General features: G+C 55.4%; 31 protein-coding genes. 12 read left to right on the forward strand and 19 right to left on the reverse strand.

Annotated elements, in window-relative coordinates:
* Positions 1-72: 72 nt before the first annotated feature.
* From argH to JO972_RS05535, 7 genes are all read right to left on the reverse strand, one after another.
* Positions 73-1,437, reverse strand: coding sequence for an argininosuccinate lyase (gene argH / locus JO972_RS05505; RefSeq protein ID WP_309489008.1), 1,365 nt, complete (start codon positions 1,435-1,437; stop codon positions 73-75).
* A gap of 64 nt (positions 1,438-1,501) precedes the next feature.
* On the reverse strand, positions 1,502-1,960 hold the full coding sequence (locus JO972_RS05510; RefSeq protein WP_309489009.1) for a hypothetical protein: 459 nt from the start codon (positions 1,958-1,960) through the stop codon (positions 1,502-1,504).
* A 30-nt stretch (positions 1,961-1,990) separates the two neighbouring features.
* Positions 1,991-2,224 carry a hypothetical protein gene (locus tag JO972_RS05515; protein WP_309489010.1) on the reverse strand — a complete coding sequence of 78 codons (234 nt, stop codon included), beginning with the start codon at positions 2,222-2,224 and terminating at the stop codon, positions 1,991-1,993.
* A 142-nt stretch (positions 2,225-2,366) separates the two neighbouring features.
* Positions 2,367-2,624 (reverse strand): 30S ribosomal protein S20, encoded by a 258-nt coding sequence (gene rpsT, locus JO972_RS05520; RefSeq protein ID WP_309489011.1) that lies wholly within the window; start codon positions 2,622-2,624, stop codon positions 2,367-2,369.
* Between the two features lie 208 nt (positions 2,625-2,832).
* Positions 2,833-3,516, reverse strand: coding sequence for a L,D-transpeptidase family protein (locus tag JO972_RS05525; protein ID WP_309489012.1), 684 nt, complete (start codon positions 3,514-3,516; stop codon positions 2,833-2,835).
* Between the two features lie 39 nt (positions 3,517-3,555).
* On the reverse strand, positions 3,556-5,067 hold the full coding sequence (locus JO972_RS05530) for a cellulose synthase family protein (RefSeq protein ID WP_309489013.1): 1,512 nt from the start codon (positions 5,065-5,067) through the stop codon (positions 3,556-3,558).
* Between the two features lie 261 nt (positions 5,068-5,328).
* Positions 5,329-5,718, reverse strand: coding sequence for a hypothetical protein (locus JO972_RS05535; RefSeq protein ID WP_309489014.1), 390 nt, complete (start codon positions 5,716-5,718; stop codon positions 5,329-5,331).
* An 82-nt stretch (positions 5,719-5,800) separates the two neighbouring features.
* Here JO972_RS05535 and JO972_RS05540 point away from each other — a divergent pair, with 82 nt between their 5' ends.
* Positions 5,801-6,304 carry a peptidylprolyl isomerase gene (locus tag JO972_RS05540; RefSeq protein ID WP_309489015.1) on the forward strand — a complete coding sequence of 168 codons (504 nt, stop codon included), beginning with the start codon at positions 5,801-5,803 and terminating at the stop codon, positions 6,302-6,304.
* Between the two features lie 24 nt (positions 6,305-6,328).
* The gene (gene yaaA / locus JO972_RS05545) at positions 6,329-7,099 is read left to right on the forward strand and encodes a peroxide stress protein YaaA (RefSeq protein WP_309489016.1); all 771 of its coding nucleotides are present in this window, start codon (positions 6,329-6,331) and stop codon (positions 7,097-7,099) included.
* Between the two features lie 67 nt (positions 7,100-7,166).
* Here the strand turns inward: yaaA and JO972_RS05550 are convergent, their stop codons facing one another.
* Together JO972_RS05550 and JO972_RS05555 are read right to left on the reverse strand one after the other, a co-directional pair.
* Positions 7,167-7,799, reverse strand: coding sequence for a PEP-CTERM sorting domain-containing protein (locus tag JO972_RS05550; protein ID WP_309489017.1), 633 nt, complete (start codon positions 7,797-7,799; stop codon positions 7,167-7,169).
* A gap of 371 nt (positions 7,800-8,170) precedes the next feature.
* Complete coding sequence (locus tag JO972_RS05555; RefSeq protein WP_309489018.1) at positions 8,171-9,502, reverse strand: dipeptidase; 1,332 nt, start codon at positions 9,500-9,502, stop codon at positions 8,171-8,173.
* A 120-nt stretch (positions 9,503-9,622) separates the two neighbouring features.
* Between JO972_RS05555 and JO972_RS05560 the strand changes: the two genes are divergently transcribed.
* On the forward strand, positions 9,623-10,555 hold the full coding sequence (locus JO972_RS05560) for a diacylglycerol/lipid kinase family protein (RefSeq protein ID WP_309489019.1): 933 nt from the start codon (positions 9,623-9,625) through the stop codon (positions 10,553-10,555).
* Positions 10,556-10,578: 23 nt separating this feature from the next.
* Positions 10,579-11,292 (forward strand): SanA/YdcF family protein, encoded by a 714-nt coding sequence (locus JO972_RS05565; RefSeq protein ID WP_309489020.1) that lies wholly within the window; start codon positions 10,579-10,581, stop codon positions 11,290-11,292.
* Positions 11,293-11,326: 34 nt separating this feature from the next.
* On the opposite strand, the gene thiS is transcribed toward JO972_RS05565, so the two are convergent.
* Both thiS and thiH read right to left on the reverse strand, forming a co-directional pair.
* Positions 11,327-11,527, reverse strand: a complete 201-nt coding sequence (gene thiS, locus JO972_RS05570) for a sulfur carrier protein ThiS (RefSeq protein ID WP_309489021.1) — start codon at positions 11,525-11,527, stop codon at positions 11,327-11,329.
* 21 nt (positions 11,528-11,548) lie between these two features.
* Entirely contained in the window at positions 11,549-12,706 is a 1,158-nt protein-coding gene (gene thiH / locus JO972_RS05575; protein WP_309489022.1) for a 2-iminoacetate synthase ThiH, read from the reverse strand.
* Positions 12,707-12,824: 118 nt separating this feature from the next.
* Between thiH and can the strand changes: the two genes are divergently transcribed.
* From can to JO972_RS05615, 8 genes are all read left to right on the forward strand, one after another.
* On the forward strand, positions 12,825-13,439 hold the full coding sequence (gene can, locus JO972_RS05580) for a carbonate dehydratase (RefSeq protein WP_309489023.1): 615 nt from the start codon (positions 12,825-12,827) through the stop codon (positions 13,437-13,439).
* A 110-nt stretch (positions 13,440-13,549) separates the two neighbouring features.
* Positions 13,550-14,599, forward strand: a complete 1,050-nt coding sequence (locus JO972_RS05585) for a DUF21 domain-containing protein (RefSeq protein WP_309489024.1) — start codon at positions 13,550-13,552, stop codon at positions 14,597-14,599.
* A 66-nt stretch (positions 14,600-14,665) separates the two neighbouring features.
* Entirely contained in the window at positions 14,666-14,980 is a 315-nt protein-coding gene (gene ppnP / locus JO972_RS05590) for a pyrimidine/purine nucleoside phosphorylase (protein WP_309489025.1), read from the forward strand.
* An 82-nt stretch (positions 14,981-15,062) separates the two neighbouring features.
* Positions 15,063-15,770, forward strand: a complete 708-nt coding sequence (locus tag JO972_RS05595; protein ID WP_309489026.1) for a MotA/TolQ/ExbB proton channel family protein — start codon at positions 15,063-15,065, stop codon at positions 15,768-15,770.
* Entirely contained in the window at positions 15,767-16,189 is a 423-nt protein-coding gene (locus JO972_RS05600) for a biopolymer transporter ExbD (protein ID WP_309489027.1), read from the forward strand. Before JO972_RS05595 ends, JO972_RS05600 begins: the two co-directional genes overlap by 4 nt.
* 12 nt (positions 16,190-16,201) lie before the next feature.
* Entirely contained in the window at positions 16,202-17,020 is an 819-nt protein-coding gene (locus tag JO972_RS05605; protein ID WP_309489028.1) for a hypothetical protein, read from the forward strand.
* Between the two features lie 380 nt (positions 17,021-17,400).
* Positions 17,401-18,648: a beta-ketoacyl-ACP synthase II gene (fabF, locus tag JO972_RS05610; protein ID WP_309489029.1), complete on the forward strand. Its 1,248-nt coding sequence runs from the start codon at positions 17,401-17,403 to the stop codon at positions 18,646-18,648.
* Positions 18,649-18,665: 17 nt separating this feature from the next.
* A complete protein-coding gene (locus tag JO972_RS05615; RefSeq protein WP_309489030.1) occupies positions 18,666-19,043 on the forward strand; it encodes an acyl-CoA thioesterase in 378 nt (125 codons plus the stop codon).
* Positions 19,044-19,073: 30 nt separating this feature from the next.
* Here JO972_RS05615 and JO972_RS05620 read toward each other — a convergent pair whose 3' ends face one another.
* The 8 genes from JO972_RS05620 to JO972_RS05655 form a co-directional block, all read right to left on the reverse strand.
* Positions 19,074-19,535 (reverse strand): dihydrofolate reductase, encoded by a 462-nt coding sequence (locus tag JO972_RS05620; RefSeq protein WP_309489031.1) that lies wholly within the window; start codon positions 19,533-19,535, stop codon positions 19,074-19,076.
* Between the two features lie 101 nt (positions 19,536-19,636).
* Complete coding sequence (locus JO972_RS05625; RefSeq protein ID WP_309489032.1) at positions 19,637-20,017, reverse strand: GtrA family protein; 381 nt, start codon at positions 20,015-20,017, stop codon at positions 19,637-19,639.
* A complete protein-coding gene (locus JO972_RS05630; protein WP_309489033.1) occupies positions 20,014-21,051 on the reverse strand; it encodes a glycosyltransferase family 2 protein in 1,038 nt (345 codons plus the stop codon). The genes JO972_RS05625 and JO972_RS05630 overlap by 4 nt, the downstream gene beginning before the upstream one ends.
* Positions 21,048-22,604 (reverse strand): ArnT family glycosyltransferase, encoded by a 1,557-nt coding sequence (locus JO972_RS05635; RefSeq protein ID WP_309489034.1) that lies wholly within the window; start codon positions 22,602-22,604, stop codon positions 21,048-21,050. Before JO972_RS05635 ends, JO972_RS05630 begins: the two co-directional genes overlap by 4 nt.
* Positions 22,605-22,663: 59 nt before the next feature.
* The gene (locus JO972_RS05640) at positions 22,664-24,142 is read right to left on the reverse strand and encodes a sensor histidine kinase (RefSeq protein ID WP_309489035.1); all 1,479 of its coding nucleotides are present in this window, start codon (positions 24,140-24,142) and stop codon (positions 22,664-22,666) included.
* A complete protein-coding gene (locus tag JO972_RS05645) occupies positions 24,139-24,816 on the reverse strand; it encodes a response regulator transcription factor (RefSeq protein ID WP_309489036.1) in 678 nt (225 codons plus the stop codon). The genes JO972_RS05640 and JO972_RS05645 overlap by 4 nt, the downstream gene beginning before the upstream one ends.
* A 110-nt stretch (positions 24,817-24,926) precedes the next feature.
* Positions 24,927-25,736: a thymidylate synthase gene (locus tag JO972_RS05650; protein ID WP_309489037.1), complete on the reverse strand. Its 810-nt coding sequence runs from the start codon at positions 25,734-25,736 to the stop codon at positions 24,927-24,929.
* A 47-nt stretch (positions 25,737-25,783) separates the two neighbouring features.
* Positions 25,784-26,188 carry a peptide chain release factor family protein gene (locus JO972_RS05655; protein ID WP_309489038.1) on the reverse strand — a complete coding sequence of 135 codons (405 nt, stop codon included), beginning with the start codon at positions 26,186-26,188 and terminating at the stop codon, positions 25,784-25,786.
* Positions 26,189-26,215: the final 27 nt, after the last annotated feature.

A 26,215-nucleotide genomic window follows, 5' to 3' on the forward strand; every position in this document is an offset into this window, starting at 1 on the left:
AATCGCGAGGGAGGTCTGGAAGTTAGGACTCAAACTGCCAACCTCTGCCAAGGTGTGCGAGCGATGAGGTGTTTACTTGCAGCTATCGAGGGATGTTTGCCAGCGAGCGACTTCGGATTTCACGTTCTCGATGCTGGGTGCGCCTGGATTGGTGCGGGCGGCGAGAGCGGTTTGAAGGTCGAAGACGTCCTTCGCATCGGCGCCGTAGTGTTCCGAGAGGCTGGTGAGGTCCAGCTGATCGAGAGGGTTTTGTGTTTTCACCGATTCAGCAACGGCCAGGCCTACCAGTTCGTGGGCTTGGCGGAAGGGGACGCCGTTCTTGACCAGGTAGTCGGCCAAGTCGGTAGCGAGCAGCAGGGGGTCGGACGCTGCGGCTTCGCAGACATCGACGTTGATTTCCATATCGGCAATCATCTCGGTGTTCACGGCGAGCGCGATTTTGAGGGTGTCGATGGAGTCGAAAAGTGGTTCCTTGTCCTCCTGGAGGTCACGGTTGTAGGTCAGTGGCAAGCCTTTGGCGGCGGTGAGAAGTGCCACCAAGTTGCCGTAAAGTCGACCGGTCTTGCCGCGGGTGATTTCACAGACGTCCGGGTTCTTCTTCTGAGGCATCAGGGAGGATCCGGTGGTGTGGGCATCGCTCAGGGTGGCGAAGCCAAACTCGGAACTGCACCAGAGGATGAGGTCTTCGGAAAGGCGAGAGAGGTGGGTGCCTACCAGAGCCATGGCAAAAAGAAACTCGGCGATGTAATCGCGATCCGAGATGGCGTCCATGGAGTTGGTGGTGACCCGATCGAAACCTAACTCATCGGCGATCTGTTGGCGGTCGAGATTGATGGTGGAGCCGGCGAGGGCGCCGGAGCCGAGTGGCGAGACGTTGACGCGCTTGCGGCAGTCGGCGAGACGTGCTTTGTCGCGATCCAACATTTCCACATAAGCTAACAGGTGATGGCCGATGGTGACCGGCTGACCGCGTTGAAGGTGGGTGTAGCCTGGTAGCACGGAGGCGGCGTGTTTTGCGGATTGGGCAAGCAGGGCCGACTGCAATTCGCTGAGCTGACCGGTCAGGGCGTCGATTTCCTCGCGGCAATACAAGCGGGTATCGGTGGCGACTTGGTCGTTGCGCGAGCGTGCGGTGTGCAGCTTCGCTCCGGCGGCACCGATCTTCTTGGTCAGCGCGCTTTCGATGTTCATGTGGATGTCCTCGAGTTCGATGGAGAACGCAAAGTTGCCGCCCTCGATCTCGGCTTCGACTTCGCGCAGGCCTTTTTCGATACTGGAAAACTCCTCCTCGGTGAGTAGTCCGGCTTTCACCTGCGCGCGGGCGTGGGCGATGGAGCCATTGACGTCATGTTTGTACAGTCGCCAGTCATAGGAGATGGACTCTCCGTATTGTTGTACGAGATCGGCGGTAGCTTTGGCGAATCTTCCTTTCCACATGCGCGCTGTCTTAACCGCAGATGGCGACTTTGCAAACCATGGAATACAACGAAAATGCGGAAAATCAGCTGATCTCCAGAATCATCATGCCGGAGTCGTCCAAGATGTCTCCGGTGGAGCGCTCAAGCAGGTTCTGATAGAGGGGAGCTTCGGGCGACAGGGTGGTCAGTTCGCCGAGTTCGTAATCGATGCTGATGCCGCCGGCGCAGGGGGTGAGCAGGTAGTAGCTGATTTCGCCATCGAGCTCGGTTTCCACCAAGGCGCCCGGTCCGATGGGGTCTCCGGGCGAAAAGTCATCGAGCTCCAAGTTCTCGAATACGTGTAAGGAGTGGGCGAGCGCCTTACTTTGTTCGGCCTGGGCGCCAGCCAAGTAGCTGGCCTCGAGCGCGCGGGTATCGTATTTCCCCTCGGCCTTGCCTTCATCGCCAGTGGACGCCTCGGTGGACGCCTTCGCGGCCTCGTTCATGGTGTGAAGCTGCTGCTTCAGGCGTGCGGTAATCTGCCGAACGAGCTTCTGTTTCATGAAGCGTGGAATCAATGGGTATTCCGGCGATCAGTGGAGATCTTCGGAGGTGACGGATGTCTGCTCGCGGCAACCGAGCCAGACTGCCTGATCGACAACACGGGAAGCTCCCGCATCATAGCGGTAGCCGTGGCAGTTGGGGCAAATGATGGTGTTTGAGCCTACGATGGAATCGCAGCCTTCGCAGACCTTGTATTGGCTAGGATTGTTGGCAATTTCCTTGGCCTTGTCCAATCGAGTTTGCTGTTGTGATGCAGAGGTCATCTCAAGGGGAATGTTGTATTGGGATGTGGGCTTGTCTAGAAAAAAGCGCACACGGGCGTTTGTCTGGAAATTTCGAGACCAATAAAAAAGCGGCACCGGATACCGGAGCCGCTTTGGAAAAGTAATTAACCGAATCGGCTCATTAGCCAACAAGGTGCTTCTGAGTTTTGCTCTTCAGGTTAGCTGCCTTGTTTTTGTGGATGATGTTGTTCTTAGCGCACTTATCAACGGCGGAAGCGAACTCGGAGAATGTTTTCTGAGCGGCGTCTTTGTCGCCAGCTTCGGCTGATGCAAGAGTCTTCTTACGAAGAGTCTTCATGCGAGTAGAGAGGGACTTGTTGCGGGCGGCGCGGGTCTCGTTCTGACGGACGCGCTTGAGTGCTGATGCTGAGTTGGCCATGATGGGACTTGTTGAGAATTAAGAAATTGCTTGGTTGATCGCGTGGTGGATCTTGCTTCGGGGGGCAGAAACTAGCGGGATATCACGGGCTGTCAAGCTTGATGGAGAGGAAAATGCGATGTTTTTCCAATCCGGCGGTGCTGTGGGTGATCGATCCCTTGCAGGAGCGTGGATCCATCTAGTTTCTGTGGAGGCGGGAGTTGCTTGCTTAGCTGCCTGCGGCAGGGAGGTATTTGGTCTGGCTGGCGAAGTAGTCCTTGCCGGCGTGGGTGTTGACCAGTGGTCCCTTGATGACATGGACTTCCGATCCTACGCCGAGTTTTTTGTAGAGGTCGATGACATCGTTTGATTTCATCCGGATGCAGCCGTAGCTGCGCGGCTGACCGATGGTGTATTCCTCGGGGGTGCCGTGGATGTAGATGTATCGACTGAAGGCATTGCGGGTGCTGTCCTGCTTGCCGCGCAGCCAGAGGATACGGCTGACAATGGGGTCGCGGCCCGGGGCGTTCGGAGGAAGGATTTCGCCAGTGCGCTGTCTGCTTTTGAAGACGGCACCGGATGGAGCACCGTTGCCAATTTTCTTGGCCACCTCCATGCGCCCGATTGGGGTGCAGTTACTGCCTCGGCGATCACCTAGGCCGAATTTCGAGGTGGAGACCGGGTAGCTTTTCACCGGGCGGCCTTCCTTGATGAGCAGCATGCGCTGATCTTTGACGCTGATGACCACTCCGTTGTCCGGATTGGCATCGCTGCAGCTATTGAGAGCGAAGCCCATGCACGCTGCCGCCAAAACGGGCAAAGCCGCCTTCATGGAGAGGGCGGCTGAGGCAAGTCGCCGGCAGTAGTTTGCTCCGGCGAGGGCTGTTTGAGTAAGATCGGGTGAACCAAACATGAGGCGGATTTTAACAAACTCCGCTAAGTATTCAAGGGACTATTTTTTACTCACCTTTTCCGTGGCACGGGAAGCAAACACGCTGGGGAGCTGCTGAGCCAGGGAACTGATGGATGTGTAGAAGAATCCGGCAGGGAAAGGCAGTAGAAGAACGGCTGCAACATAGTTGGCGTTCAAGACATTATCCACCACTACGACGGTAAAGAATATGCCGAAAGCGAGTTCCACGAAGGGCGTGAGGGATTTGATCGCCTTGTAACGGCTTTTCTTGAAAGCGGCTTTTTCTTGTTTCTCGCTGCCGTTGATCCCGTGTTTGGGAGTGCGCACGAAGCTGGTCTCATGATTGAAGAGGGCTTCCATGACGGCCTTGGCGTTGTTCACGGACATGCCGATGCCGAGGGCGAGCAGCAGGGGGAGATAGAGGATGTCTTTCAGCCAGGTGCCGGGGCGGAGTGCCTTTTGGCTCATGATGTAGAACATGGCGACCGATACGGAACCGAAGAAGAAGATCGGGAAGTTGAGCAGGTGCTCGGAAATGCCGTTCTCTGCGAGCCAGCCGATTTCAGAGTGTTGTTTCGGGTAGATCAGGAAGCAAAGCAGGAAAAGCAGCAGGTAGGCGAAGTTGGAAGTAAGGTGCGCGGTGGCTTCCATTTTGCAGAAAATGGGAGCTTTGCTTTTCCAGATATCGAGAAGGATCTTTTTGCAGACCTGGATGGAGCCTTTGGTCCAGCGGTGTTGCTGGCTCTTGAAGCCTTCCATATCGACCGGTAATTCGGCCGGGGTGGTGACGTTGTTGAGGAAGATGAACTTCCAGCCTTTCAGCTGGGCGCGGTAGCTGAGGTCCATGTCCTCGGTGAGGGTGTCGTGTTCCCAGCCACCTGCATCGGCGATGCAGGACTTGCGCCAGATACCGGCGGTGCCGTTGAAGGTGAAGAAGCGGCCGCTGCGGTTACGGGCGGTTTGTTCCAGCTCGAGGTGACCGTCGAGGAACATGGCCTGAACGCGGGTCAGGGCGTTGAACGTGCGGTTGATGTGCTCCCAGCGAGTCTGGATCATGCCGATTTTTTCATCGGTGAAGTAGTGGATGGTCTTTTTCAGAACATCAGCGTTAGGAACGAAATCGGCGTCGAGAATGAAGAGATACTCGCCCTTGGCGGACTCGGTGCCGTTTTCGAGGGCTCCGGCTTTGTAGCCTGTGCGATCGGTGCGGTGCACGTGCATGGCGTCAAAACCGCGGTCGATGAGTTTGGCCACTTCGGCTTTGCAAATGGCGGTGGTCTCATCGGTGGAGTCGTCCAGCACCTGGATCTGAAGTTTGTCCTTCGGGTAATCCATCGCCGAGACGGAGTCGAGCAGGCGCTCCATCACGTGCATCTCGTTGAAGCACGGAAGCTGCACGGTAACGAGGGGAAGCTCGTCAAATTTACGAAGTGGCTCCGGCTGGTTGCGGGAGTGCTTCAAGTACAAGGTCAGGATCATCAGCCGGTGAAAGCCGTAACCTGAAAGTCCGATGAGTACGAGGAAATAAGAAGTATACCAGAGCCAGTCCATGATGTTAGTGGGGGTCGTTAAGTGATGGGGGAGAAAGCGGAATCTGCGGTGGCTAGTCGGTAAGGTCTGTCCTCGGCAGCGGCGCGGAGTTATCGGAAATGGTGGACGGTGTCAAGAAGTGATCACGCCATGGTGGGTGTTCTGATCTTGGTTAGAGGTCGCTATGGATGTCTTCTAAGTAGCAGGAAATGAGCCATGTAACTCTTAAGTTGGAGTGTTTCTCGGTGGCTGGGTTCAGCCGTGGGTGGTGCCATTCCAAGCTTAGCGTAGGTAAATACGTCCTTGTTTCTGTGAGCTGATTTCAAGATAGACACCACGGGAGTCTTCTTTTGTTTTCTCTAAAAACCATCCGTATGCCGGGTGATACTGCATCAGGTAATGTTTGATCACCCTCGAAGGGTGGCTGGCGCTATTTGGGGCGAAGACACTGACACGGAGGACGTTTTCTTGAATGAAACCGTCTTTCCCCATGTGCTTCCCGGGAGTCATTCTAATGACCTGATAGAAACTGGCTTTGATTTCCTCGTGGGTGGCAATGATCGAAGTGGCTTCTTGTTCGCTTGGGAAATCGTCATTTGCTTGAGCTTGGAAGCAGGTCAATAAAAGGACGCTAGCTAGCCAGGCGAGTGATCGGGCGTTAAGGATAGTCATATAAGTGAAACGCCTTCGGAGGGATAATTATTCATTAAAAAATCCGTGCAATCATCATAATCCGTGGTTTTCTACCCGCGACATGAGCGAAATTACCGACATCAACATTACTATGAAAACCAGCAAGGGTCCCATCAACATCCGCATGTTTGCGGGGGATGCCCAGGTGACCTGCGCCAGCTTTCTCAACCTCGCCAGCCGCGGATTCTATGACGGACTGGTATTCCACCGCGTGATCCCCAACTTCATGATCCAAGGTGGCGATCCAACCGGTAGCGGCATGGGTGGCCCTGGCTACAAGTTCGAATGCGAGTGCAAACCTCACCTCAAGCACGACAAAGCCGGTATCCTGTCCATGGCCAATGCCGGACCCAACACCAACGGATCCCAGTTTTTCATCACCCACGGCCCAACGCCTCACCTCAATGGCAAGCACACTGTCTTTGGTGAAGTGACCGAGGGGCAGGATGTGGTCGATTCCATCGCTCAAGGCGACAAAATCGAGTCGATCGAAATCAAAGACAGCACCGATGCTCTCTTCGCGGCACAAGCTGATCGCATCAAGGATTGGAACAGCGCTGCCTAAACCTTTTTTCCCAGACAACTGATCATGATTTACCTGCTCTCTCCTGCGAAAACTCTCGATTATGAGTCCGAGGTGCCATCACTGCGCGCCACGAAACCTCGCTTTTTAGACGACTCGGCAGAGCTGGCAGCGATCATGAAAAAAATGAAGCCAGCGGATCTGGAAAAGCTCATGGGCATTTCCAGCAAGCTGGCGGATTTGACTGCGCAGCGTTTTGACGACTGGCGCACGGACTTCAGTAAACCTGAGGCTCGCGAGGCGATTTTGGCCTTCAAAGGTGACGTCTACCAAGGCCTTGCGGTGGAGGACTGGGGCAAGGAGGACTTTGCCCGGGCGCAGAAGTCCATCCGTATTCTCTCCGGTCTTTATGGTATCCTGCGGCCGCTCGATCTGATGCTGCCGTATCGTTTGGAGATGGGGAAAAAAGTCACCACCGATCGTGGCACCAATCTCTATCACTTCTGGGGTAGTCAGCTCACCGAGAGTCTCAACAAGGAGCTCAAGGGCGATCAGGACGCGGTGATCAATCTCGCCTCCAACGAATATTTTTCAGCGATCAAACCGAAAGAGCTCAAGGCTCCGGTGATCACTCCCGTTTTCAAGGATTGGAAAAACGACAAGTACAAGGTGATTTCCTTCTACGCGAAAAAGGCACGCGGCGAGATGGCAGCCTGGGCGGTGAGAAATGAAATCGAAAAACCCGCCGCCTTGAAGAAGTTCAAGGGCAGCGGGTATGCTTACGATCCATCGCTGAGCGATGATTCAAATTGGGTGTTTACCCGAAAAGAAGCTTGAGGCTTGCGGTCAGGTGCACGTTCGCCTTCGGTCAATCAAAGGCGAACCTGAACCGTCATCAAGCGGACTACTTTCTGTTTCTGCGAAGCAGCAACAGGCCAGCGCCCAAGGTGATGCAGAGCGTGGATGATGGCTCTGGCACGGTGGTGATGTTGAGCACGGAATTGCCGTAAGTGACAACTTGCTGAATCGCCGGGCTTTCATCCACCAGTTTGAATCTGAACCCGATGGCGGTGTCTCCGTTAGCGATGGCGGCATTGTAAATGTCGGTGACGTCAAAGCTGATTCCTGTGTCTCCGCGTTCGTAATCCGTTGAGGAAAAAGTGGCGACCGTTCCGGTGGATGGGCTCGAGTAGTCTGCAATCACATCAATGGCTCCGTTGGCTTGGTAGGCCTCGATAATGATATCGAACGATCCACCAAGCAAAATGCCAGTTTGGTCAAATTCCAAGGATGCTGAAGTAGTCGTGGGTTGACCGGTGATGATGAATTCAGTCACACCACGTTGATCGGTGGCGCCGTCTCCGTCTTCGTCGCCGATTCTCATGCTGCCGATGCCGGCTCGAGCTCCCACGCCGGTGTTATTACCGGTCGAGAAAAGTTCACGCTCAAACGAGTTCGCTATGGTGACAGCTTCTGCAGAAGAAGCCATGGCGACGAGGCTGAGGAGGGCGGTCGATTTGATAATGTGTGGTATCATAGTGTTCATTTGGTTCTCTGGTTAAGAGGATCAGCCAGTAAGTTGGGGAGCAAAATAGGTTCCTCCCCGCTGGCGCGCGGGAAGATGTCGATGCGGCCATGCAGTGTCGAGCTCAATACCGAGTTTTATGTCGTGGTATGATTCATCGAAATGATGAGTCGTCTTCGCGCCTTGGTTGGCTGGCCGATGACGGTGCCATTTTCCAGAGGATCGCGGAATGAGGCGATCCTTTTCAGTTCGCTTCGTGCCGTGAAGACTGCGGAAAAAAGGGCAGAACTATGATGTCGACCTGCACGATGAGGCCCCCGACCACCATGCATCGGCCCTCGCAAAATGAGGGCATGCACGGTGGGCGTCATGAGGAGGGGCGCTTACTTCGCCAGCTCTTTCAGCAGGGCCTTGTTCAGGCGGATTCCGCCTTCGAAGTTTTCCACGTAGAAGTTTTCGTTCGGGGCGTGGATTTGGCAGTTAGGCAGTGCCAGTCCGAGCATCAGGCTCTCGACGCCGAGGATTTCCTTCATGTCCTGAATGATGGGAATTGAGCCGCCTTCGCGGATGAGCACAGGGGCTTTGCCGAAGGCTTGCTCGAGTGCTACCTGGCCGGCTTTGCCATTTTCTGAGTGTGGATCGCAGATGTAGGGTTTGCCATCGTGGCCGGCGTGCACTTCCACGGTGACTCCGGCGGGGGCGTGCTTTTCAAGGTGGGTTTTCACCTTGGCGGCGATGTCTTGCGGGTCTTGATCAGGCACCAAGCGGAAGGAGAACTTGGCCATGGCCTCGGCCGGGAGCACGGTCTTGGACCCTTCTCCCTGATAGCCGCCGCCGATGCCATTGACCTCGGCGGTAGGGCGTGCCCAGAGGCGCTCGGCGGAACTGTAATCCGGCTCGCCGAAGATGGCGGGGGATCCGGTGATGTTCAAAATGTCCGCTTCTGTCATGCCGGGAACCTTCGCCCACATTTCGCGCTCCCAAACTTCGAGCGGACGGACGTCATCATAGAATCCTTCGATGGCGATTTTACCATTGTCATCGTGCAGCGAGGCCACCAGCTTCGCCACCGCAGTAGCGGGGTTGGCGACGCAACCACCGTAAACTCCCGAGTGCAGATCGCCCTTGGGGCCTTTCACCGTGATCTCGCAGCAGGTGATGCCGCGCAGGCCGTAGCCCATGGTGGGCACACCCTCCGCCACCATACCGGTGTCGGACACAGCAATGACATCGCATTTCAGCGCTTCCTTATGTTTTTCCAAAAATGGCACCAGGTTCGGGCTGCCGATTTCCTCCTCGCCTTCGAACAGGAAGATCAAATTCACAGGGAGCTCGCCCTCTTCCTTGAGCATTTCTTCCACGCCTAACACGTGAGCCATCATTTGCCCTTTGTTATCGGTGGAGCCACGACCCCAGATCCGACCGTCGCGGATTTCAGGTTCGAACGGTGGGGAGTCCCAGAGCTCGACGGGATCGACCGGTTGCACATCGTAGTGCCCGTAGATCAGGCAGGTTTTCTTGCCTGCGTGGTGTTCGTTCCGGGCGATAACGATCGGGTGTTTCGGCGTCTCGTGGAGCTCGGTGTTCAGCCCCATGCTGTTGAGTTTTTCAATCAACCAGTTGGCGCAGGCGCGGACGTCGCCGGCGTGGTTGGAGTCGGTGGAGATGCTGGGAAAACGGAGGAAGGCAAAAAGATCTTCTAGCTGCTTGGTCATGCAGTTGTTCTGGCGACGAGTTTCCGACGGCGCAAGCCTCAAATCTTGAGGGTGAAAAATTACACTGATATTGCGTTTCGTAGTTTGAAATTGGTGGCAGACAGTACAAGATACCATCAGATGGCAAACCGATACCCTCTCATTTTTAATCCAAGTGCACGCAGTCAGCGCGGGCGAAGAACCTTGCGATTCTTGATGACGCACGCCCAGCGCTTTGCTCTCTACGCCAGTCAGAGCGCCGAGGATGCGGTAGATTTGGCCCGTTCGTTTGCGGAGCGTGGGGAACCCATTGTGGTGGCTGCTGGAGGCGATGGCACGCTCAATGCGGTGGTGCAAGGATTGGCCGGAAGTTCCACGGCCTTGGGGGTATTGCCCGCTGGCACGATGAATGTTTTTGCCCGTGAGCTAGGGCTGCCACACGCTAGCTTGCGTCGCTCGCTGGATGTGCTGGACGCCGGATATGTCAAAGAGGTCGACCTTTACGAAGCCAATGGCCACGCCTTTGTCCAGATGGCTGGGGTCGGGCTGGATGCTCAAGTGATCGAGGAGACTGACTCGGAGGCAAAAAAAATGTTTGGTCCCATGGCCTACCTCACCGCCGCGGTGCGGGTGCTGGGGGAACGTCCTCCCAAAATGCGCGTGATCTGCGATGATGGTCGGGTGGAGGAAGGGGTCTGTGTCTTGGCCGGTAATGGCTCGCTTTATGGCGGTCAGCTGAAACTTTTCCGCAAGGCCGATAACATGGACGAGATGCTGGATGCTCTGGTGTTTACCGAAGCGGGTTACAAGCTGGTGTTGGACTCAGTCCGTGGCCTGGCCACCGGCGCCATTGATGCCGGCAATTCCTCGGTCAACTACCTGCAGGCACGCAGTTTTAAAATCGAATGTGAAAGCTCCGTGCCGATGGAGGTGGATGGTGAGTTTCTCGGCAGGGTTTCTGAGGTCAGAATTGACCCGGCAGAACGCAAGTTGAGAGTGATTGCCCCGGAAAATCCGAAGGAGGGAATCTTTGCTTCGGTGTTGCAAACTTTGATCAATTTACCTCGTAAATAGCACCAGATATGGGGGCACGGGCGATGGCTGCGAATACCAACAGTGTGGAGCTGAAGAGGTCCGCGACGAAGCAGGTGAAGGCGCACTGGTTGGTGCGTTGGTTCAAGCGTAGTCTGGTGGCTCTGTTTTTGCTCTTTGCCGGGTTTTTCTTTTTCATCTGGTATGCCAACCACGCTGCTACCCGCGCAGGAAAGGGGATTCTCTACGACGACGTGGCGGATGTGCCACATCGCCAGGCAGGCTTGGTGTTTGGCTGTTCCGAGAAATTGGGCAGTCGCGATAACTTATATTTCAAATACCGCATCGAAGCCGCTGCCGAGCTCTGGCACGCAGGAAAGGTGGACTTCCTGATCGTCTCCGGTGACAACCGTGAGAAATACTACAACGAACCGGTGGCCATGCGCAAAGCCTTGGTCGAGGCCGGTGTGCCATTCAAAAAGATCGTTTGCGACTACGCCGGATTGCGGACCCTCGATTCCGTGGTGCGGGCGAAGAAAGTTTTCGGGCTGAACGAGGTGATCTTTGTCAGTCAGAAATTTCAGAATGAGCGGGCGGCCTACATCGCCAAGGCCAATGGGATGGATGTGTTAGGCTACAATGCTCAGGACGTGGAAGGCTACGCTGCGCGAAAAACGGAAGACCGTGAAGTGCTCGCCAGGGTGAAGATGTGGCTCGATGTCAATATCACCGATGAGCAGCCACGCCATCTCGGCGACCCGGAACCAGTGCCGGAATAACGAAGTCAGGTCAAGTTCTGGCAGCCCGTTTAAACTAGCCTCCAGCAGCGATGGTGATGACCTCTAACTGATCGCCGTTTTCTAAGATCGTGGTTGCGAATTCGCGGGGGAAAAGTGCTTCTCTGTTCCGCTCCACCACCACGGGTTTATCACCAAGTCCGATAGCGTCTAACAGTCCAGTGACACTGGTGTTTTCCTCCAGAGAATGCTCCGTGCCGTTGAGTTGAATCGTCATAGGTTGATGCTGGGGTGGAAATTAGCAAGGGCTGCCCGAGTGGTCGAGGATGGCGGCGTCCCAGTCTTTCCAGACAGGATCGTAACCCTGGCTGCGAAGTAGATCCGCGATCTCTGCCGGGGAGCGTTTGTCATCGATGGTGAATTGCTCGGTGGCGCGGCTGCAGGAATTTTGCGGTTGGTCCTCGCCCAGTTCCACGCGCTTTCCTTTGACCGTGAGGTGGAGGTCGTCGGTGCCGGCGCCAGTGTAGCCACCGGGGTCGGTCTGCGAGCCGGCAGACATGTGGGTGATGCCCAGTGGCACCAAGGAGTCACGCAGCTTGGCTGGTTCGCGCGTGCTGAGCACGATGCCGACCTGTGGGAAACAGATGCGGAACGCGCAGGCGAGTTGGACGAACTGACGGTCGTTGAGGAAGAGGTTCGGGTCGGGCGTGTATTGATAATTCCCAGCGTAGGGGCGCATTCTGGGGAAGGCGATGTTGAAGCTGGCTTTCCAACAATGTTTGTAAAGGTATTCCAAGTGCGCGGCCAGGGCGATGGCTTCCTTGCGCCAGTCGGCCAGGCCAAAGAGGGCACCGATGCCGATCCGGCGAAAGCCTCCGGCGTAGGCACGCTCCGGGCAGTCGAGCCGCCAGTCAAAATTCTTTTTCGGCCCTGCTGTGTGGAGTTTTTCGTAGGTCTCACGCTGATAGCTTTCCTGATAGACGATCAAACCTTCCGCACCGTGGCTGACCAGCTCGCCATACTGGTGGTCTTTCATCGGGCCGACTTCGATGGCAATGGTCGGGATGAAGCCCTTGATGGCATCGATGCATTCTTGCAAATAGCCCTCGGAGACAAATTTAGGGTGCTCGCCGGCGACCAGCAGGATGTTCCGGAACCCCAGGCTGTGCAGGTGTTGGGCTTCGGCGACCACTTGAGGGATGGTCAGCGTGGTGCGCAGGATGGCATTATCACGCGAGAAGCCGCAGTAAGAGCAGTTATTGACGCATTCATTGGAAACATACAAGGGCGCGAACAGACGCATCGTTTTTCCGAAGTGATGTCGTGTGAGCTGCTGGCTCTTGAGGGCCATCGATTCCAACGTCGCAGCATCGGCAGGTTCAATCAGGGAGGTGAACTTCCGAAGCTGGGGGGACGGATGATCGATGAGGGATTGAAATTGTTCTGAAAAACTCACTGCCGCAGTGGTCTAGTTTGTAGAGGCATTTGTCAAAGGGAATTCGCGATGGAAAAGTGAACGATTCTTCGAGCTGCACTTGCACATTGTACGATATGCTGGTTAAACTACCCCGGAAATGAAGAGTCTATCTGACCTGTTTGACAACAATCGCCGCTGGGCTGCCGGCAAAGTAGCGCGAGATCCTGAGTTTTTCGAGCGGCTGGCGAACCAGCAGTCGCCGAAGTATCTTTGGATTGGCTGCGCCGATAGTCGTGTGCCCGCCAACCAAATCACCGGCCTGGATCCAGGAGAGGTATTTGTGCACCGGAATGTTGCCAATGTGGTGGTGCAGACTGATTTCAACATGCTCTCAGTGGTGCAATATGCGGTGGAGGTTCTGAAAGTGGAACATGTCATCGTCTGCGGCCACTACAGCTGTGGCGGTGTCGCTGCCGCTCTCGGGAAACAGCGCAACGGGCTGATCGACAACTGGCTGCGGCATATCCAAACGGTGGCTCGCGAGCACACGGATGAGCTGCGCTCCCTAGAGCAGCCGGCGCAGATCGATCGCCTCTGCGAACTCAACGTGGAAGCCCAAGCCAAGAACATCAGCCACACCACCATCCTGCAAGATGCCTGGGACCGTGGACAGAAGGTGGATGTGCATAGCTGGATCTACCGCTTGAACACAGGCCATCTCAGTAGTCTCAAAGATCCGATCACATTGGATAATTTTTCGTCGGATTCTTAATAATTGGGATATTTTCAACTATTAAGCAGACATGCTGCGATAGGCATGCTACATGCTCGCCGTATCTGAGTGAACTCCGGATTTGGAGATGCCTTTGCGCACATAATTAAATGGATACGTACATATGGATAGCCATCGTCCTCTGCCTTAGTCAGTCGGCGATGTTCTCTGGCGCCAATTTGGCGTATTTCTCGCTGGGCCGTATGAGGCTCGAGGCCGAGGTTGAGAAAGGCAACAAGCCAGCCGGCAAAATCTTGGCGCTGAGGAAAGACTCGAACCTGCTTCTCTGCACTATCTTGTGGGGAAATGTCAGTGTGAACGTATTACTGGCCTTGCTCAGTGACTCGGTGTTCCTCGGATTCGGCGCCTTTATTTTCTCTACCGTAGGTATCACCTTCTTCGGTGAGATTCTGCCGCAGGCTTATTTTTCGCGGAATGCCATGAAAATTGGCGCCTTGCTTTCGCCGGTGATCCGCTTTTATCAGATCCTCCTCTACATCGTAGCCAAACCCTGCGCCATCATTCTTGACGGCTGGATTGGCCCGGAGGGTCCCACGTTCTACCGCGAGCGCGATATTGAGATCATTCTGGAAAAGCACATCCGCGAGATCGATTCCGAGATCAGCGCCAATGAGGGGCGGGGAGCCCTGAACTTCCTCGCCTTGGACGATAGGCATATCGCCCAGGAGGGTAGTGCTCTGGCACCCGAGACGATTTACACGTTCCCGGTAAATCTCGACCTTCCTACCATTCCAGCGATGGATACCGAGGAGGGGAAGCAGTGGATTCAGTCGTTGAAAAAGCATCCACGCAAGTGGGCGGTGATCGTTGGTGAGCACGGCGTGCCCCAGCTGGTGTTGAAAACCACCGAGTTCCTCAGTGCGTTGTATGCCAAAGGGGCGGCGGCGAGTGTTTACGATTACTGCCACCGACCGATCGTTGTCGATGATGCCCAGAGCACCCTTGATGACGTCTTGGGCGAGTTCGTCGTGGAAGCGGATGGCGTCGATGACCACGTGGTCGATCGCGATGTGGTGCTCTACTGGACCGACGCCCGCAAGCGCATCATCACGGGGGCTGATATCTTTGGTCGATTGCTCCTGGGGATCGCCCGGCGTGAGACCACGCCGCCTGCGAAGATTGCTGAATCCGTCGCCTGATCCGGTGCGGTTCAGAAAGTCACTATTGTCGGTTGCTGCCTAGTCGGATGCGTGAAAGGCTGCGGCATGGATTATAAAAACGTTACCGCACACGCCAAAGCCAACGTCTATTTTGATGGGAAAGTGGTCTCCCACGGAATCACCATGGAGGATGGCGAGAAGAAGAGCTTCGGAGTGATTTTTCCCGGTTCTTACCACTTTGGAACCGAGGCCGCCGAGCGCATGGATGTGATCGATGGCAGCTGCACTGTGGTCCTTGACGGCAGCGATGAAAAAGCATCGTATCGTGCCGGCGAGCACTTCAATATTGCGGCCAATTCCGGATTCACCATCGAGGTGGCCGAGGGCATCTGCCAGTATGTTTGCAATTACATCGACTAATCGGTGCCGTCACTGATAGGGCGGGTGTTTTTGATCATTTGGAAATTGGAATTTATTCGGCTTTCGTGTAGTTTTCGGCGAGATGTTACAATTGGTAGAACAAGGAGGGCCGTTTGTCTGGGTGCTGGGAGCACTGGCCTTTGTCAGCATGCTGCTCATCTTGGAGCGGATTTTCTTTTTCCAAAAAGTCAGAATCAACGTTGGGGACCTGCTTTTAGGTCTGGCCAATCATGTGCGCAAAGGGGCATTTGCCGAAGCGATGCATGAGGCGGCCCGGGCGCCGGGACCTACCGCACGCGTGGCTCACGCAGTGCTGATGCGGAAGAATTTGCCACGCCGCGATCTTCGTGATGTGGCTCAGGAGGCCGGTCAGCTCGAGGTGCCTCGCATGGAGCGCAACCTGCGCGCGCTTTACGGCATTGCTCTGATTGCTCCTCTGGTGGGCATGTTGGGGACAGTGAATGGTCTGGTGGCCACCTTCATGGCGATGAGTCAAGATCGTGCCTTTTCCTCCCCAGCGGCGATGTCCGGCGGTGTCTATGAAAGTTTAATCACCACAGGTTTGGGACTTGCCGTCGCCATTCCGGTGTATCTTTTCTACCTGTTCTTTTATGGTCGGGTGAAACGCATGGTGCATCGCATCGAGCGCACCGGCATCGAGATGGTGAACATCGTTTGCGATGCCCGCGATCAGGCCGATATCGTCTCCCTCCGGGATGAGATCGATGAAAGAGCCGGCCACAAAAGCGATCTTGCTGTCTCTCCGAAGGCGCAGAAGAGTAAAAAATGAAGCTGCAGCTGACATTGCCCTCCAAGCCGGGTTTTCTCCATACCCTCGCGGGGCTGGATATCATCGCGCTGATCCTTGTATTTCCTTTGCTCGGGCCCTCTTTTGTCCAGCAAACCGGGATCGAGGTCACCGTGCATGAGTCGCCTTGGCGGCTTGCTCAGATGGATAACCCGATCGTGATCACCCTAGGTGCCGGACGGAAGACACCGGTGTGGGTGAATAAAAAGCTTATCCCTATCGAGCAGCTGGAGGAAGAAATTCGCCGTCTGCGCAACGAGGAGGGAGGGGAGTCCATAACCTCTGCGGTGATCCGCTCTGATGTGGATGTTTCCAGCGGCAAGGAGAAGGAAATCATCAACCGAGTGCTGAAGGAGGGGCTCAACTGTGGGTTGGTCGGGAGGCCGATCGGGCGCGACTAACATTCACACGTCATGTTTTTCCTGAGCAAAAGAAGGCAGCGGCGCGACCGGGAAGCTGGTCTGATCTTCCGCTGGCGAGGTGCTAAAAAACATCACGCAGGAAAACTGGTCGCTCTGATGATCACGGTCGGTTTTTTTGCCTTCTCGATGTATGCCATCCGAGTGAGTGGCGTCGAAGCACCGCTGGCCTCCAAGCGCACAGCAAGTGTCTTCATGATCAATGAGGACGACCCCAATTGCCTCAATCTTTTGGCCCAAGTGGAGGAGCGGTCTCCATTTCCCCGACGCTGGGATCCGGCATTTGATGAGGAAACGATGTCGCGTATTCAGCAGGGGACGCAGCAGCTGGCTGGCCGTGCCTGGAGCTATGAGCCAGAGCTTGCACCCTTGCCCACGATAGAGAGTGACGATCGTTTACCTTCCATTGTCGAACCCAATGCCAGCTTGCTGGGCAATCTTGTCCAGAGCTGGGAAGTCGCACCGCGTGAGGGCGCTCATGCTGAACAAGGGGAACTCTTTGTGCGTGCCAAGATCACGGCGGATGCATCGATCCAAAAACGTCTGCCGACCACCAGTCCGGCGCTGCCCCAAGAGCTGGTGGCTGAGGAGTGGTTTGGCCAGTCGTTCCGCTTTTTAATGGGCATCGATGCCGATGGAGTAGTTCGCGGATGTGTCGCGCTTTCGGCGGAGACGTTGGAAGCTGTGAAGCCCTCAGATAAGCAAAAACTACTCGCCGCCTGGCTTCGTGTGCAACGATTTCTGCCAGACGACTCGAAATCCCCGGCCACAATCGGAGTTCTGGAACTTGAAATAGAAGCCCTGCAAGAATGATCGAGCTGACACTGGAAGATTTCATCCTCTGGGCGATTGGCGTCCCATTGGTGGGGATTGCCGTCTACACGGTGTTTGTTGGTCTCAGTCGGAGATCGCATATCCGCGCAGCTAAGAATCAAGTGATCACGTGCCGTGTCTGTGGACACATTTATCAAGATCGGAGTCGGGAAAAATCGCCTCCTTGTCCTCAGTGTGGGCGGGCCAACGACCGTGGCCGCTCGCGTCGGCTGGGTTAAAAACGGATTGATTTGGCAGGTGTGGCAGCCTGTGTTTGGCGGGGCAAACGGGTGTCGAGAATGCACCTTGGTTGGTGCTTGCACTTGCTGGGTTCAGGTGAATAATGCCGAGAGCCGAACGGCGGATACATTTCTTAATTTATGAACGATCGCAGAGTTGTCATTACTGGTATTGGGGCCATCAGCCCTCTTGGAAACGATTTACAGAGCACCTGGGACGGGCTCAAAGCAGGTAAAAGCGGCATTGGTCCGGTGACCCTGACTGATCCGGATCCTTATCCGTGCAAAATTGCCGGTGAGGTGAAAGGCTTTGATGCCGCCCCTTGGTTCAACAACCCCAAAGACGCCCGCCGCTGCGATCGCTACGCCCAGTTCGCTGTGGCTGCCTCGAAGATGGCGATCAATGACGCCAACCTCGACTCTGAGGGCATCAACCGCGAACGCGTGGGTGTCATGGTGGGCTCTGGAATCGGTGGTCTCGGCACGCTGGAAAATGAGCACGAAAAGCTGCTCAAGCGCGGCGCCTCACGGGTTTCTCCCTTCGTGATCCCGATGATGATTTCCAACATCGGTAGCGGCATCCTTTCCATGGAATACGGCTTTGGCGGACCCAACATGGTCATCGTCACCGCCTGTGCCACATCGAACCACAACATTGGTGAAGCCTGGCGCATGATCAAGTTTGGCGATGCCGATGCCTTTGTCTGCGGTGGTGCCGAAGCCACGATCTTGCCGATGGGGCTTTCCGGTTTCTCCAACATGAAGGCCCTCAGCACCCGCAACGATGAACCTGAGCGTGCCTCGCGTCCCTTCGACACCGGCCGTGACGGCTTTGTCATGGGTGAAGGTGCAGGCGTGGTGGTGATCGAGGAATATGAGCACGCCAAAAAGCGTGGTGCTCAAATCTACGCAGAACTCGTTGGCTACGGTGTCAGCGGTGATGCCTACCACATGACTTCGCCGCATCCGGAAGGTCACGGTGCCGCCCGCTGCATGGACATGGCCCTGAAGCACGCCAAAATGAACCCGGAGGAGGTGACCTACGTGAATGCTCACGGCACGTCCACTCCGCTCGGTGATATTTGCGAAACCAAGGCGATCAAGAAAACCTTCGGCAACCACGCCAAGGATAATCTCATCGTGAGTTCCACCAAGTCCATGACCGGTCACCTGCTGGGTGCCGCGGGTGGCGTGGAACTGGCCGCCTGTTTGATGTCGATCAAAGACAACATCATTGCGCCGACCATCAACCTTGAAGACCAAGACCCCGAGTGTGATCTGGACTACACCCCCAACGTCGCCCGCGAGGTGGAAGTGAAGAGTGCCTTGAGCAACTCCTTCGGCTTCGGCGGTCACAACGCCTCGGTGCTGGTTCGCGAGATCGACTAGTCCGGCAATACTTTAGCATGGAATTTCATCACCAACGCCGCGTTGCATTCGCCGATACGGATGCAGCCGGCGTGGTGCATTTTTCCCGAATTCTCTGCTATGTCGAAGAGGCGGAACACGCCTGTCTGGCTGAGCTGGGTATTCCTTTGTTAGGCGACGGTGGCTGGCCTCGGGTGCAGCTTGACTGCAACTACACCGCACCGCTGCGTCCGGAAGACACTGCAGACATTGTCATTTCTCCACTGAAAATTGGAGGCAGTTCGATTGTCTGGAAATTTGAAGTCCACTGCGGTGAGACTCTCTGCGCCAGGGGTAGCATGAAAACTGTTAGGGTGAATGCCGAAGGTAAACCGGTGCCACTGGAGGACAGTTGGCGGGCCCAGCTAATCGCTTAAGGAGCCTTGCGCGCGACCGACTCGTGTCGCTTATTTGGAATAGCGACGGAGTTCGAAGGTATCGTATTTTTCCTCGACGGTGACCACGGGGAAATACGGCTCGAATTCGGGCAGTTTGGTGTCGCCCGGGTGTTTCTCATAGACGTAAGAAAGGAGGATCTCATCTAACTGGTCCATGAAGAGTTCATAGACCTGAGCTCCACCAATGATGTAAACCTCGGGGTCCATGAGCTCGAGATTCGCTAGGTCGGCGGGGGTGTGAATGACTTCGGCGCCTTCGGCCGACCACTCGCTGTCGCGCGTGAGCACGATGCTTTGACGCTTCGGCAGCGGGAAGCCAATCGAGTCCCAAGTTTTGCGCCCCATCACAATCGGGTGGCCGGTGGTGTATTTCTTAAAGACCTTGAGATCCTCCGGTAGGTGCCAGGGAAGCCCCCCGTCTTTGCCAATGATCCGTTCGGATGTCATGGCTACGATTGCAGTCAGTTTCATAGTAGTATAAGCTTCCAGCTTGTAATAGTCGTGCACGCCTCTGGCTTGCACTGCGGCAAGCTAGAAGCTAGCCGACACAATCACAAGCTTGGAAGCGTGTGCTACACCTGGAAGGCCCAGAATTTACTCAGTAAAAAGGTGATGCCAGCGACAAAACCGAGGACTAAAACCAGTGCCAGCTGATAGGGCAGGGTGGTCCACTGCAGCAGGCCGGCGAAGAGCAGCTCGTTGAGTAGGAAGCTACCGACAGCGACCGCAAAAAAACGCAGCATCGATTTTCCGCGTGAACCGCAGATGTCCGCAAAACTCCAGCTGGAGTGCCCCCAGAAACTCACCTGAAAAGCCGCAAGAAAGGCAAACACATTAGCCACCAACGGCTGCACCTCAAGATTGACAAATACGATCACAAGCAGGAAATGCACCGCCATGGCGCAAAGACCCACCACGAGAAACCTGGAGGCATGTCGCAGTAACAAAATCATGGCTGCGTTGTGTGAGGTGAGTCGAGGTAGCTAAATTCCTCGGCGACAATATGGCTGGGCCTGGATTTTACTTCGGAAAAAATACGCGCAAGGTATTCGCCTAACACACCGATCGACAGGATCTGGACACCTCCGAGGAAAAAGACAGCCACCGTGATGGTGGTCCAGCCGGGCACATCCGACCCCCAGATCATGGTGCGTGCAGTGATCCAGCTAGCATACAGAATGGAAGCGAAGGAAATACAGCAGCCGATGCCTACCCACACCCGCAGAGGAAAGTCCGAGAACGAAGTCAAGCCGGTGAATGCCAGCGCGAGCAAACGTCGGTAGTTGAACTTGGATGCGCCGCCGTGGCGTTTTTCGATCACCACCGAGACTTCCTTGGTCTTGAACCCGACCCAGCTGAACAAGCCCTTCATGAATCGATTGCGCTCCGGCAGAGCACGCAGGGCATCCACCACCTTGCGGTCCATCAGGCGGAAATCACGTGCGTGCGGAGGGATCGGCACAGTGGTCATTTGATTGAGCAGCCAGTAGAACGCATTGGAACCCCATGTCTTAAGCCACGATTCATCATCACGGTGCGCTCTAACGGCATAGACCATCTGGAAACCTTGGTCCCAGTGTTCGAGGAATATTTTCAGGTAGGAAATAGGTTCTTGCATGTCGGCATCAATGACGATCACGGCATCACCGAGCGCTTTGGCCAGACCAGCGGTGATGGCGCTTTCTTTGCCGAAGTTACGCGAGAGGCAAAGGACTCTAACCGGGTGTTGCAGGGCATAGGCCTTGGCTACTTCCACCGTGTTGTCTGAGCTGCCATCGTCCACTACGATCAGTTCGAAGCTGCGTCCTAGCGAGCGCATCTCTTTGCTAATGGTCTTGATGGCTACTCCGATGTTCTCGCCCTCGTTATAGGCAGGCACCACGAGTGACACCTCGGGGGTGTTAGAACAAGCTGGGACATCTGGATCATGGACACTGATCGGCTTGGACTCCTTCATAAGCGTGGAGTATATAGGTTGTAAGATCATGGTTGCTGGGTGATGGATTTGAGGATCGGGCGTTCTTGCAGAAGAGTCATTTTTCCAATGGTTCCACGATTCTTGAACCGACCTAGGCAGTCGGCAGGTAAACTCTCGAGCGATGAGCTTCGCACCGCGAGGAAGTCCTGTTCGCCGTTGTTCAGGATGGCGTGTAGTTCGGCATCGGTTTCTAACTTCTTCGCCCGGCCTTGGGTGTAAAACTCAGCCGAATAGAAACGTTTCCTCCAGTAGTAGAGGTTGCCTGGAGGTTCGGTCGATTGCTCCCTGAGCTGTTGGGTTTTGGCCACCAGCGAGACCTGCGACCGTTTGGCGATCAAATCCGGATTCACCGTGAAGATGGCAAAGGCGGTGGCGCAGATGGCAAAAAAGGCCACGGTGCTGGTCGCGAAGAAGCGTTTGGAATAGGCTGATGGTCGAGCATGAGCTGTATCCGTCATGCACCATAATTCGACGCTTAGGAATGCCATGGCGGGGATGCCGGTGATGACATAGGTCGGCAGGATGTTGCTGGCCATCGTGAAGAAGACCATGGGGGAGGCGGCCCAGCAGAGAAGATAGCTCGACCACTCGCGGTCGTCGTTTCGAAAAGCTGCGATGATTTTTTTGAAGCGAAGCAAGGGCACCAGCAGGAACGGAGTCCAAGGGAGAAAGGTCACCAAGGCGTAGATCCAGATCGTGCCACGGGGGTGAGCATGGCCGTTGCCATAGAGATCGCCCTTCCAGCCGCTGTCGAGGAAGCGGTGCCAGTGTTCGCCCAGGATGAAGTATTCCAGAAATCCGGGAGTTTTTCGCTCGGCGAACACATACCAAGGGAGGGTGAGGGCCAGCATTAGCAGTGTGCCGGAAATCCATGGCAGATTTTTCCACGTCTCCAGCCACTTGTTTTTCCATAGCACCCAGCCACCGATTGGGATGGCAGCGAGTACAAAGGCCGCCGGCCCCTTGGCTAACAGACCGATGGCTAAGCCGATAAAAAACAGGTAGCCGCTGCGGTGTTTGTTCGCCGGATGATGCACGCTATCCCAGAACGCGATCATGCAGAGGCTTGTTCCGGAGAGCATGATGAAATCGGTCATCACAGTAGCGGCAGCGAGGAAATAGAGACCACTGGATACCATGATCAGGGTGCCTGTTAGCGCGTAGGCCTGGCCTTTTTCCCGCTTTAGCCAGCGATAGAGGCTGAGGCTGAGCGTGATGGCTGCTAGCAGGATGAAGGCTCGCGCTCCAAACTGATTGGCACCAAAAAGCTTGATGCCTGCCGCGGAGATCCAGGTGTGCAGTGGCGGTTTACCCCAGAAGGGCACGCCGTAGTCAAACTGGGGCGTAATCCAATCGCCCGTCTCGACCATCTTCCGTGCGATCTCCGCGTAGCGGGACTCGGTGGTATCGGTGAATGGCACCGCGATGGCGATCCAGATTCGAAGAGCCAGCATCACGCCAAGCAGGACAACAATGCATCTCTTCTGGCCCGGCGTGATACTGAAATTTACGGCGTCAGGCTTGTCCTGATCTCTCGCCGCGGTGGTTGGTGTGTGTGACAAAGGGTTCGGCATAACAGCAGTAATTCTGCGCGTAGCCTAACCAGTGAATGATGATAGAATTATGAGATCGCATGTTTTTCTGAATCAACCAGTGCGGTGAAGCAAACGGTGATGGTGAAGGTGTTATTTTCTTCATCGAGATCGGCCGTGATGCTTGCCCGCATCGCGCGGGTAATCTCCTGACAGAGTGCCAGTCCGATACCGCTGTGGTGTTCATTGACATCACGCGCTTCGTCCTTGCGATAGAAGGGTTCGAATAGGCGGCGCATGTTTTCTTTGTTGAGTCCCTTGGATTGGTTGGAAATGGATAGAGCTAGTCCACTGCTCTGCGCGGTGGTCTGGATAGTGATGGAGCTGTTAGGTTCAGCGTAGGCGACCGCATTGTTCATCAGGTTGCTGATCAGGATTCCTAACAAGTGCTGGTCGGCACGGATCACGGCGGCTTTATCCGTGAGATCCCAGTCGATCGATAAACCTCGGCTGTCGGCTCGATTGGTGTGTTGTAGCCAGACGTTTTTGAGCAGCTCGTGCAGTGCTACTTTTTCAAAATGCATGCTGAAGGTATCATTCTGCAATCTTGAGAAATACAGCAGCCGCTCGGTCATGCCATGCATTGATTGGCTGATTTTCAACGTCTCGGCAAGGCACTCCTGGTAGTAGTCCGTGTCCCGGTTGCGATGCAGTGCCTGTTCCAAGGTAAGGATAATCCCGGCCAGTGGAGTGCGCAGCTCATGTGCCGCGTGGGCGGAAAAGTCCCGTTCACGCACCCTGACCCGGTGGATGTTCTTGAACAGCCGGTTATACTGAGTAACCAAGCCTTTGAGCTCCTCGGGAAAGTCTGGTGTGACGAGGAACTCTTTATCCAGTTCGTTGACATTATGTTGCGCCACCTGATCGCTGAGGTCGTTGATGGGGAAGAGGCAACTGCGGATGATGTTTCGGCTGATCAGCACGCTGGCAATGACCACAGCGATGATGGTCAGCAGTAGAATCCATCTGAGTCTTGCGAGTTGTTTTTCAATCTTTTCGACATCGTTGGCGATGACCAGAATGTGCGGTGGTGCATTGGCCTCGGTGTAAGGGCCGTGGGGTTCTGTCGCGTTTTCCTCGGTCTCCTCCGGGTCTATTTTGGGAAGGATTTCAATGCCGATGGCACGACCAGAGTGACCGTTCGGGAGGGTGATGTCGCGGAAGGAAGATTGGCCGCTGGGGGCGCTGAACTTGGGCAAATCTTCGCCCTTGAGTGCGGGGGACCGCAGGCTGCTGCCATCGCTGAGGTTCCAGCTTTGAATCAGGTCTTTCTTGCTGCGAATTGGGTCGTTGCGAACGTCATCCAGCCATTCATGGACCAGTTGGCCATTTTCGAGCTCGATTTCAGTGGCCAGCAGGGTGGCTACTTTTCCCAGGTCGAGATCGATCTGTTGGAAATAGGCTTTGCGAAACGAAAAGTATAAGGCGGTGGAGCCCACGGTGAGAACGGTGGTCATGAAGAAGACCATGCCGAAGAGAAGTTTGTTCTGGATGGATGTCTTTTTCATTCGCCCGGGGCACTCAAGTAATAGCCCACCCCTCGTCGGGTTTGAATCAGATTCGCGGAGTCTCCGATGTTCAGCTTCTTGCGGAGATAGCCGACGTAGACATCCACCGCATTGCTGGTGCTGTCCTCATATTCATCGTACACGTGGTTCCATATTTCCATCCTGCTGACCACCTCACCAGCGCGGTAGGCGAGGTATTCCAGGATGCTGTATTCGCGTTTCGTCAGGCTGATTTCAACATCACCTCGGTAAACTCTCTTGGCCCTGAATTCTAGGGTGAGGTCTGCGAGTGTGAAGGTGGTGTTTTTTTGATCGTAACTCTTGCGAATCTGCGAGCGGATCCGGGCCATCAACTCATCGAGCGAAAAGGGTTTGACCAAATAATCGTCGGCCCCCATGTCGAGTCCTTCGATCCTGCAGTTCACCGCATCTCGGGCACTCATGATGATAATGGGCACCAGTTGCTCTTTCGCTCGGAGGGTGCGTAATATCGTCAGACCGTCCACTTCTGGCAGCATGATGTCTAACAGTATTACGTCATACTGATGGTTCTCGGCATACCAGAGGCCTTCGTCACCGGTCGCAGAGCTGTCCACGGTGTAGCCATCTTCGGTGAGACGTTCGACGATGCTTTTCCGGATGGGAGCGTAATCTTCGATGACGAGTATGCGCATGATAGATAGAAAATGGAGAGGTCCATCTATATATCGGCAGAAAGATGAGAGAACGATGATAAAGAAAATATCGATCGCAAACTTAACGAGGTAAGCTGGTGAAGCGTCTGCTAGACACTCACCTTGGCCTTGATGTGGGGATCCGGGTGGTAGTCACGGAGTTCGAAATCGTCACCGGTGAAACCGTGGATGTCGGTGACTTCCGGGTTGATCCACATGGTGGGCAGATCTTTGGGCGTGCGTTCGAGCTGGAGTTTCGCCTGATCGAAGTGGTTCTGGTAGAGGTGCAGATCTCCGAAGGTGTGGACAAATTCGCGCGCCTCGTAGCCGCAGACTTGGGCGACCATCATGGTCAGCAGGGCGTAGGAGGCGATGTTGAAAGGCACGCCTAAAAAGAGATCGGCGCTGCGCTGATAGAGCTGGCAGGAAAGGCCGGGTTTTTCCGAGTCGATATCATGCACGTAGAACTGAAACAGCATGTGGCAGGGCGGCAGCGCCATCTTGTCGACCTTGCCGACGTTCCAGGCCGAGACCAGGTGACGGCGCGAGTGTGGGGTGTTTTTCAGGCCGTCGATGAGTCGTTCGATCTGATCGATCACCTCGCCATCGTCGCCTTCCCACGCACGCCATTGCTGGCCATAGACCGGCCCGAGCTCGCCATGTTCATCGGCCCACTCGTCCCAGATACGGACGCCGTTTTCCTTGAGGTAGGCGATGTTGGTATCACCTTTGAGGAACCAGAGTAACTCGTGGATGATCGAGCGCAGGTGCAACTTCTTGGTGGTCAGACAGGGGAATCCCTCGCGTAAATCAAAGCGGGCCTGCCTGCCGAAAACCGAGAGTGTTCCGGTGCCGGTGCGGTCGGTTCGGGCTTCACCATTGTCGAGAACATCGGTGAGGAGATCGAGATACTGCTGCATAGAAGGAGATTGGAGTTGAGGGAGGGAAATGGAAAGGTGAAATGACTCTAATCGTTGGGACCCGGGCCTTTGCGCATGTTCTTTTTATTCGCGTGCTTGCTTTTGTCATCGAGCATGCGGTTCTTGGCGCGGCGGGAGCGGCGGCGCTTTTGTCGGCGGATTTTTTCCATCTTCTGCTGGCGGGCGGACTTTTTGCCGTCGCGTTTCTCTTCCAAGCGCTCGCACAGTTCGCGGCGGGCAATGTAGCGATTCAACTCGCGCGACCGCTGCTGCTGGCATTTCACCTCAATCCCGCTCGGCTCGTGCTTCAGGTAGACGCAGGAGGCGGTTTTGTTGATTTTCTGGCCACCGCTGCCGCTGCCCTGGATGAATTTCTCCGTCAGGGTTTCATCGGTGATGCCGAGACCGGCCATGCGGGCTTCGAGGGCGGCGATTTTTTCAGGAGAGGGCATTGGGATGAACCGCGGGTGGCTGGTGCG

It is taken from the genome of Oceaniferula flava (assembly GCF_016811075.1).
GTDB lineage: Bacteria > Verrucomicrobiota > Verrucomicrobiia > Verrucomicrobiales > Akkermansiaceae > Oceaniferula > Oceaniferula flava.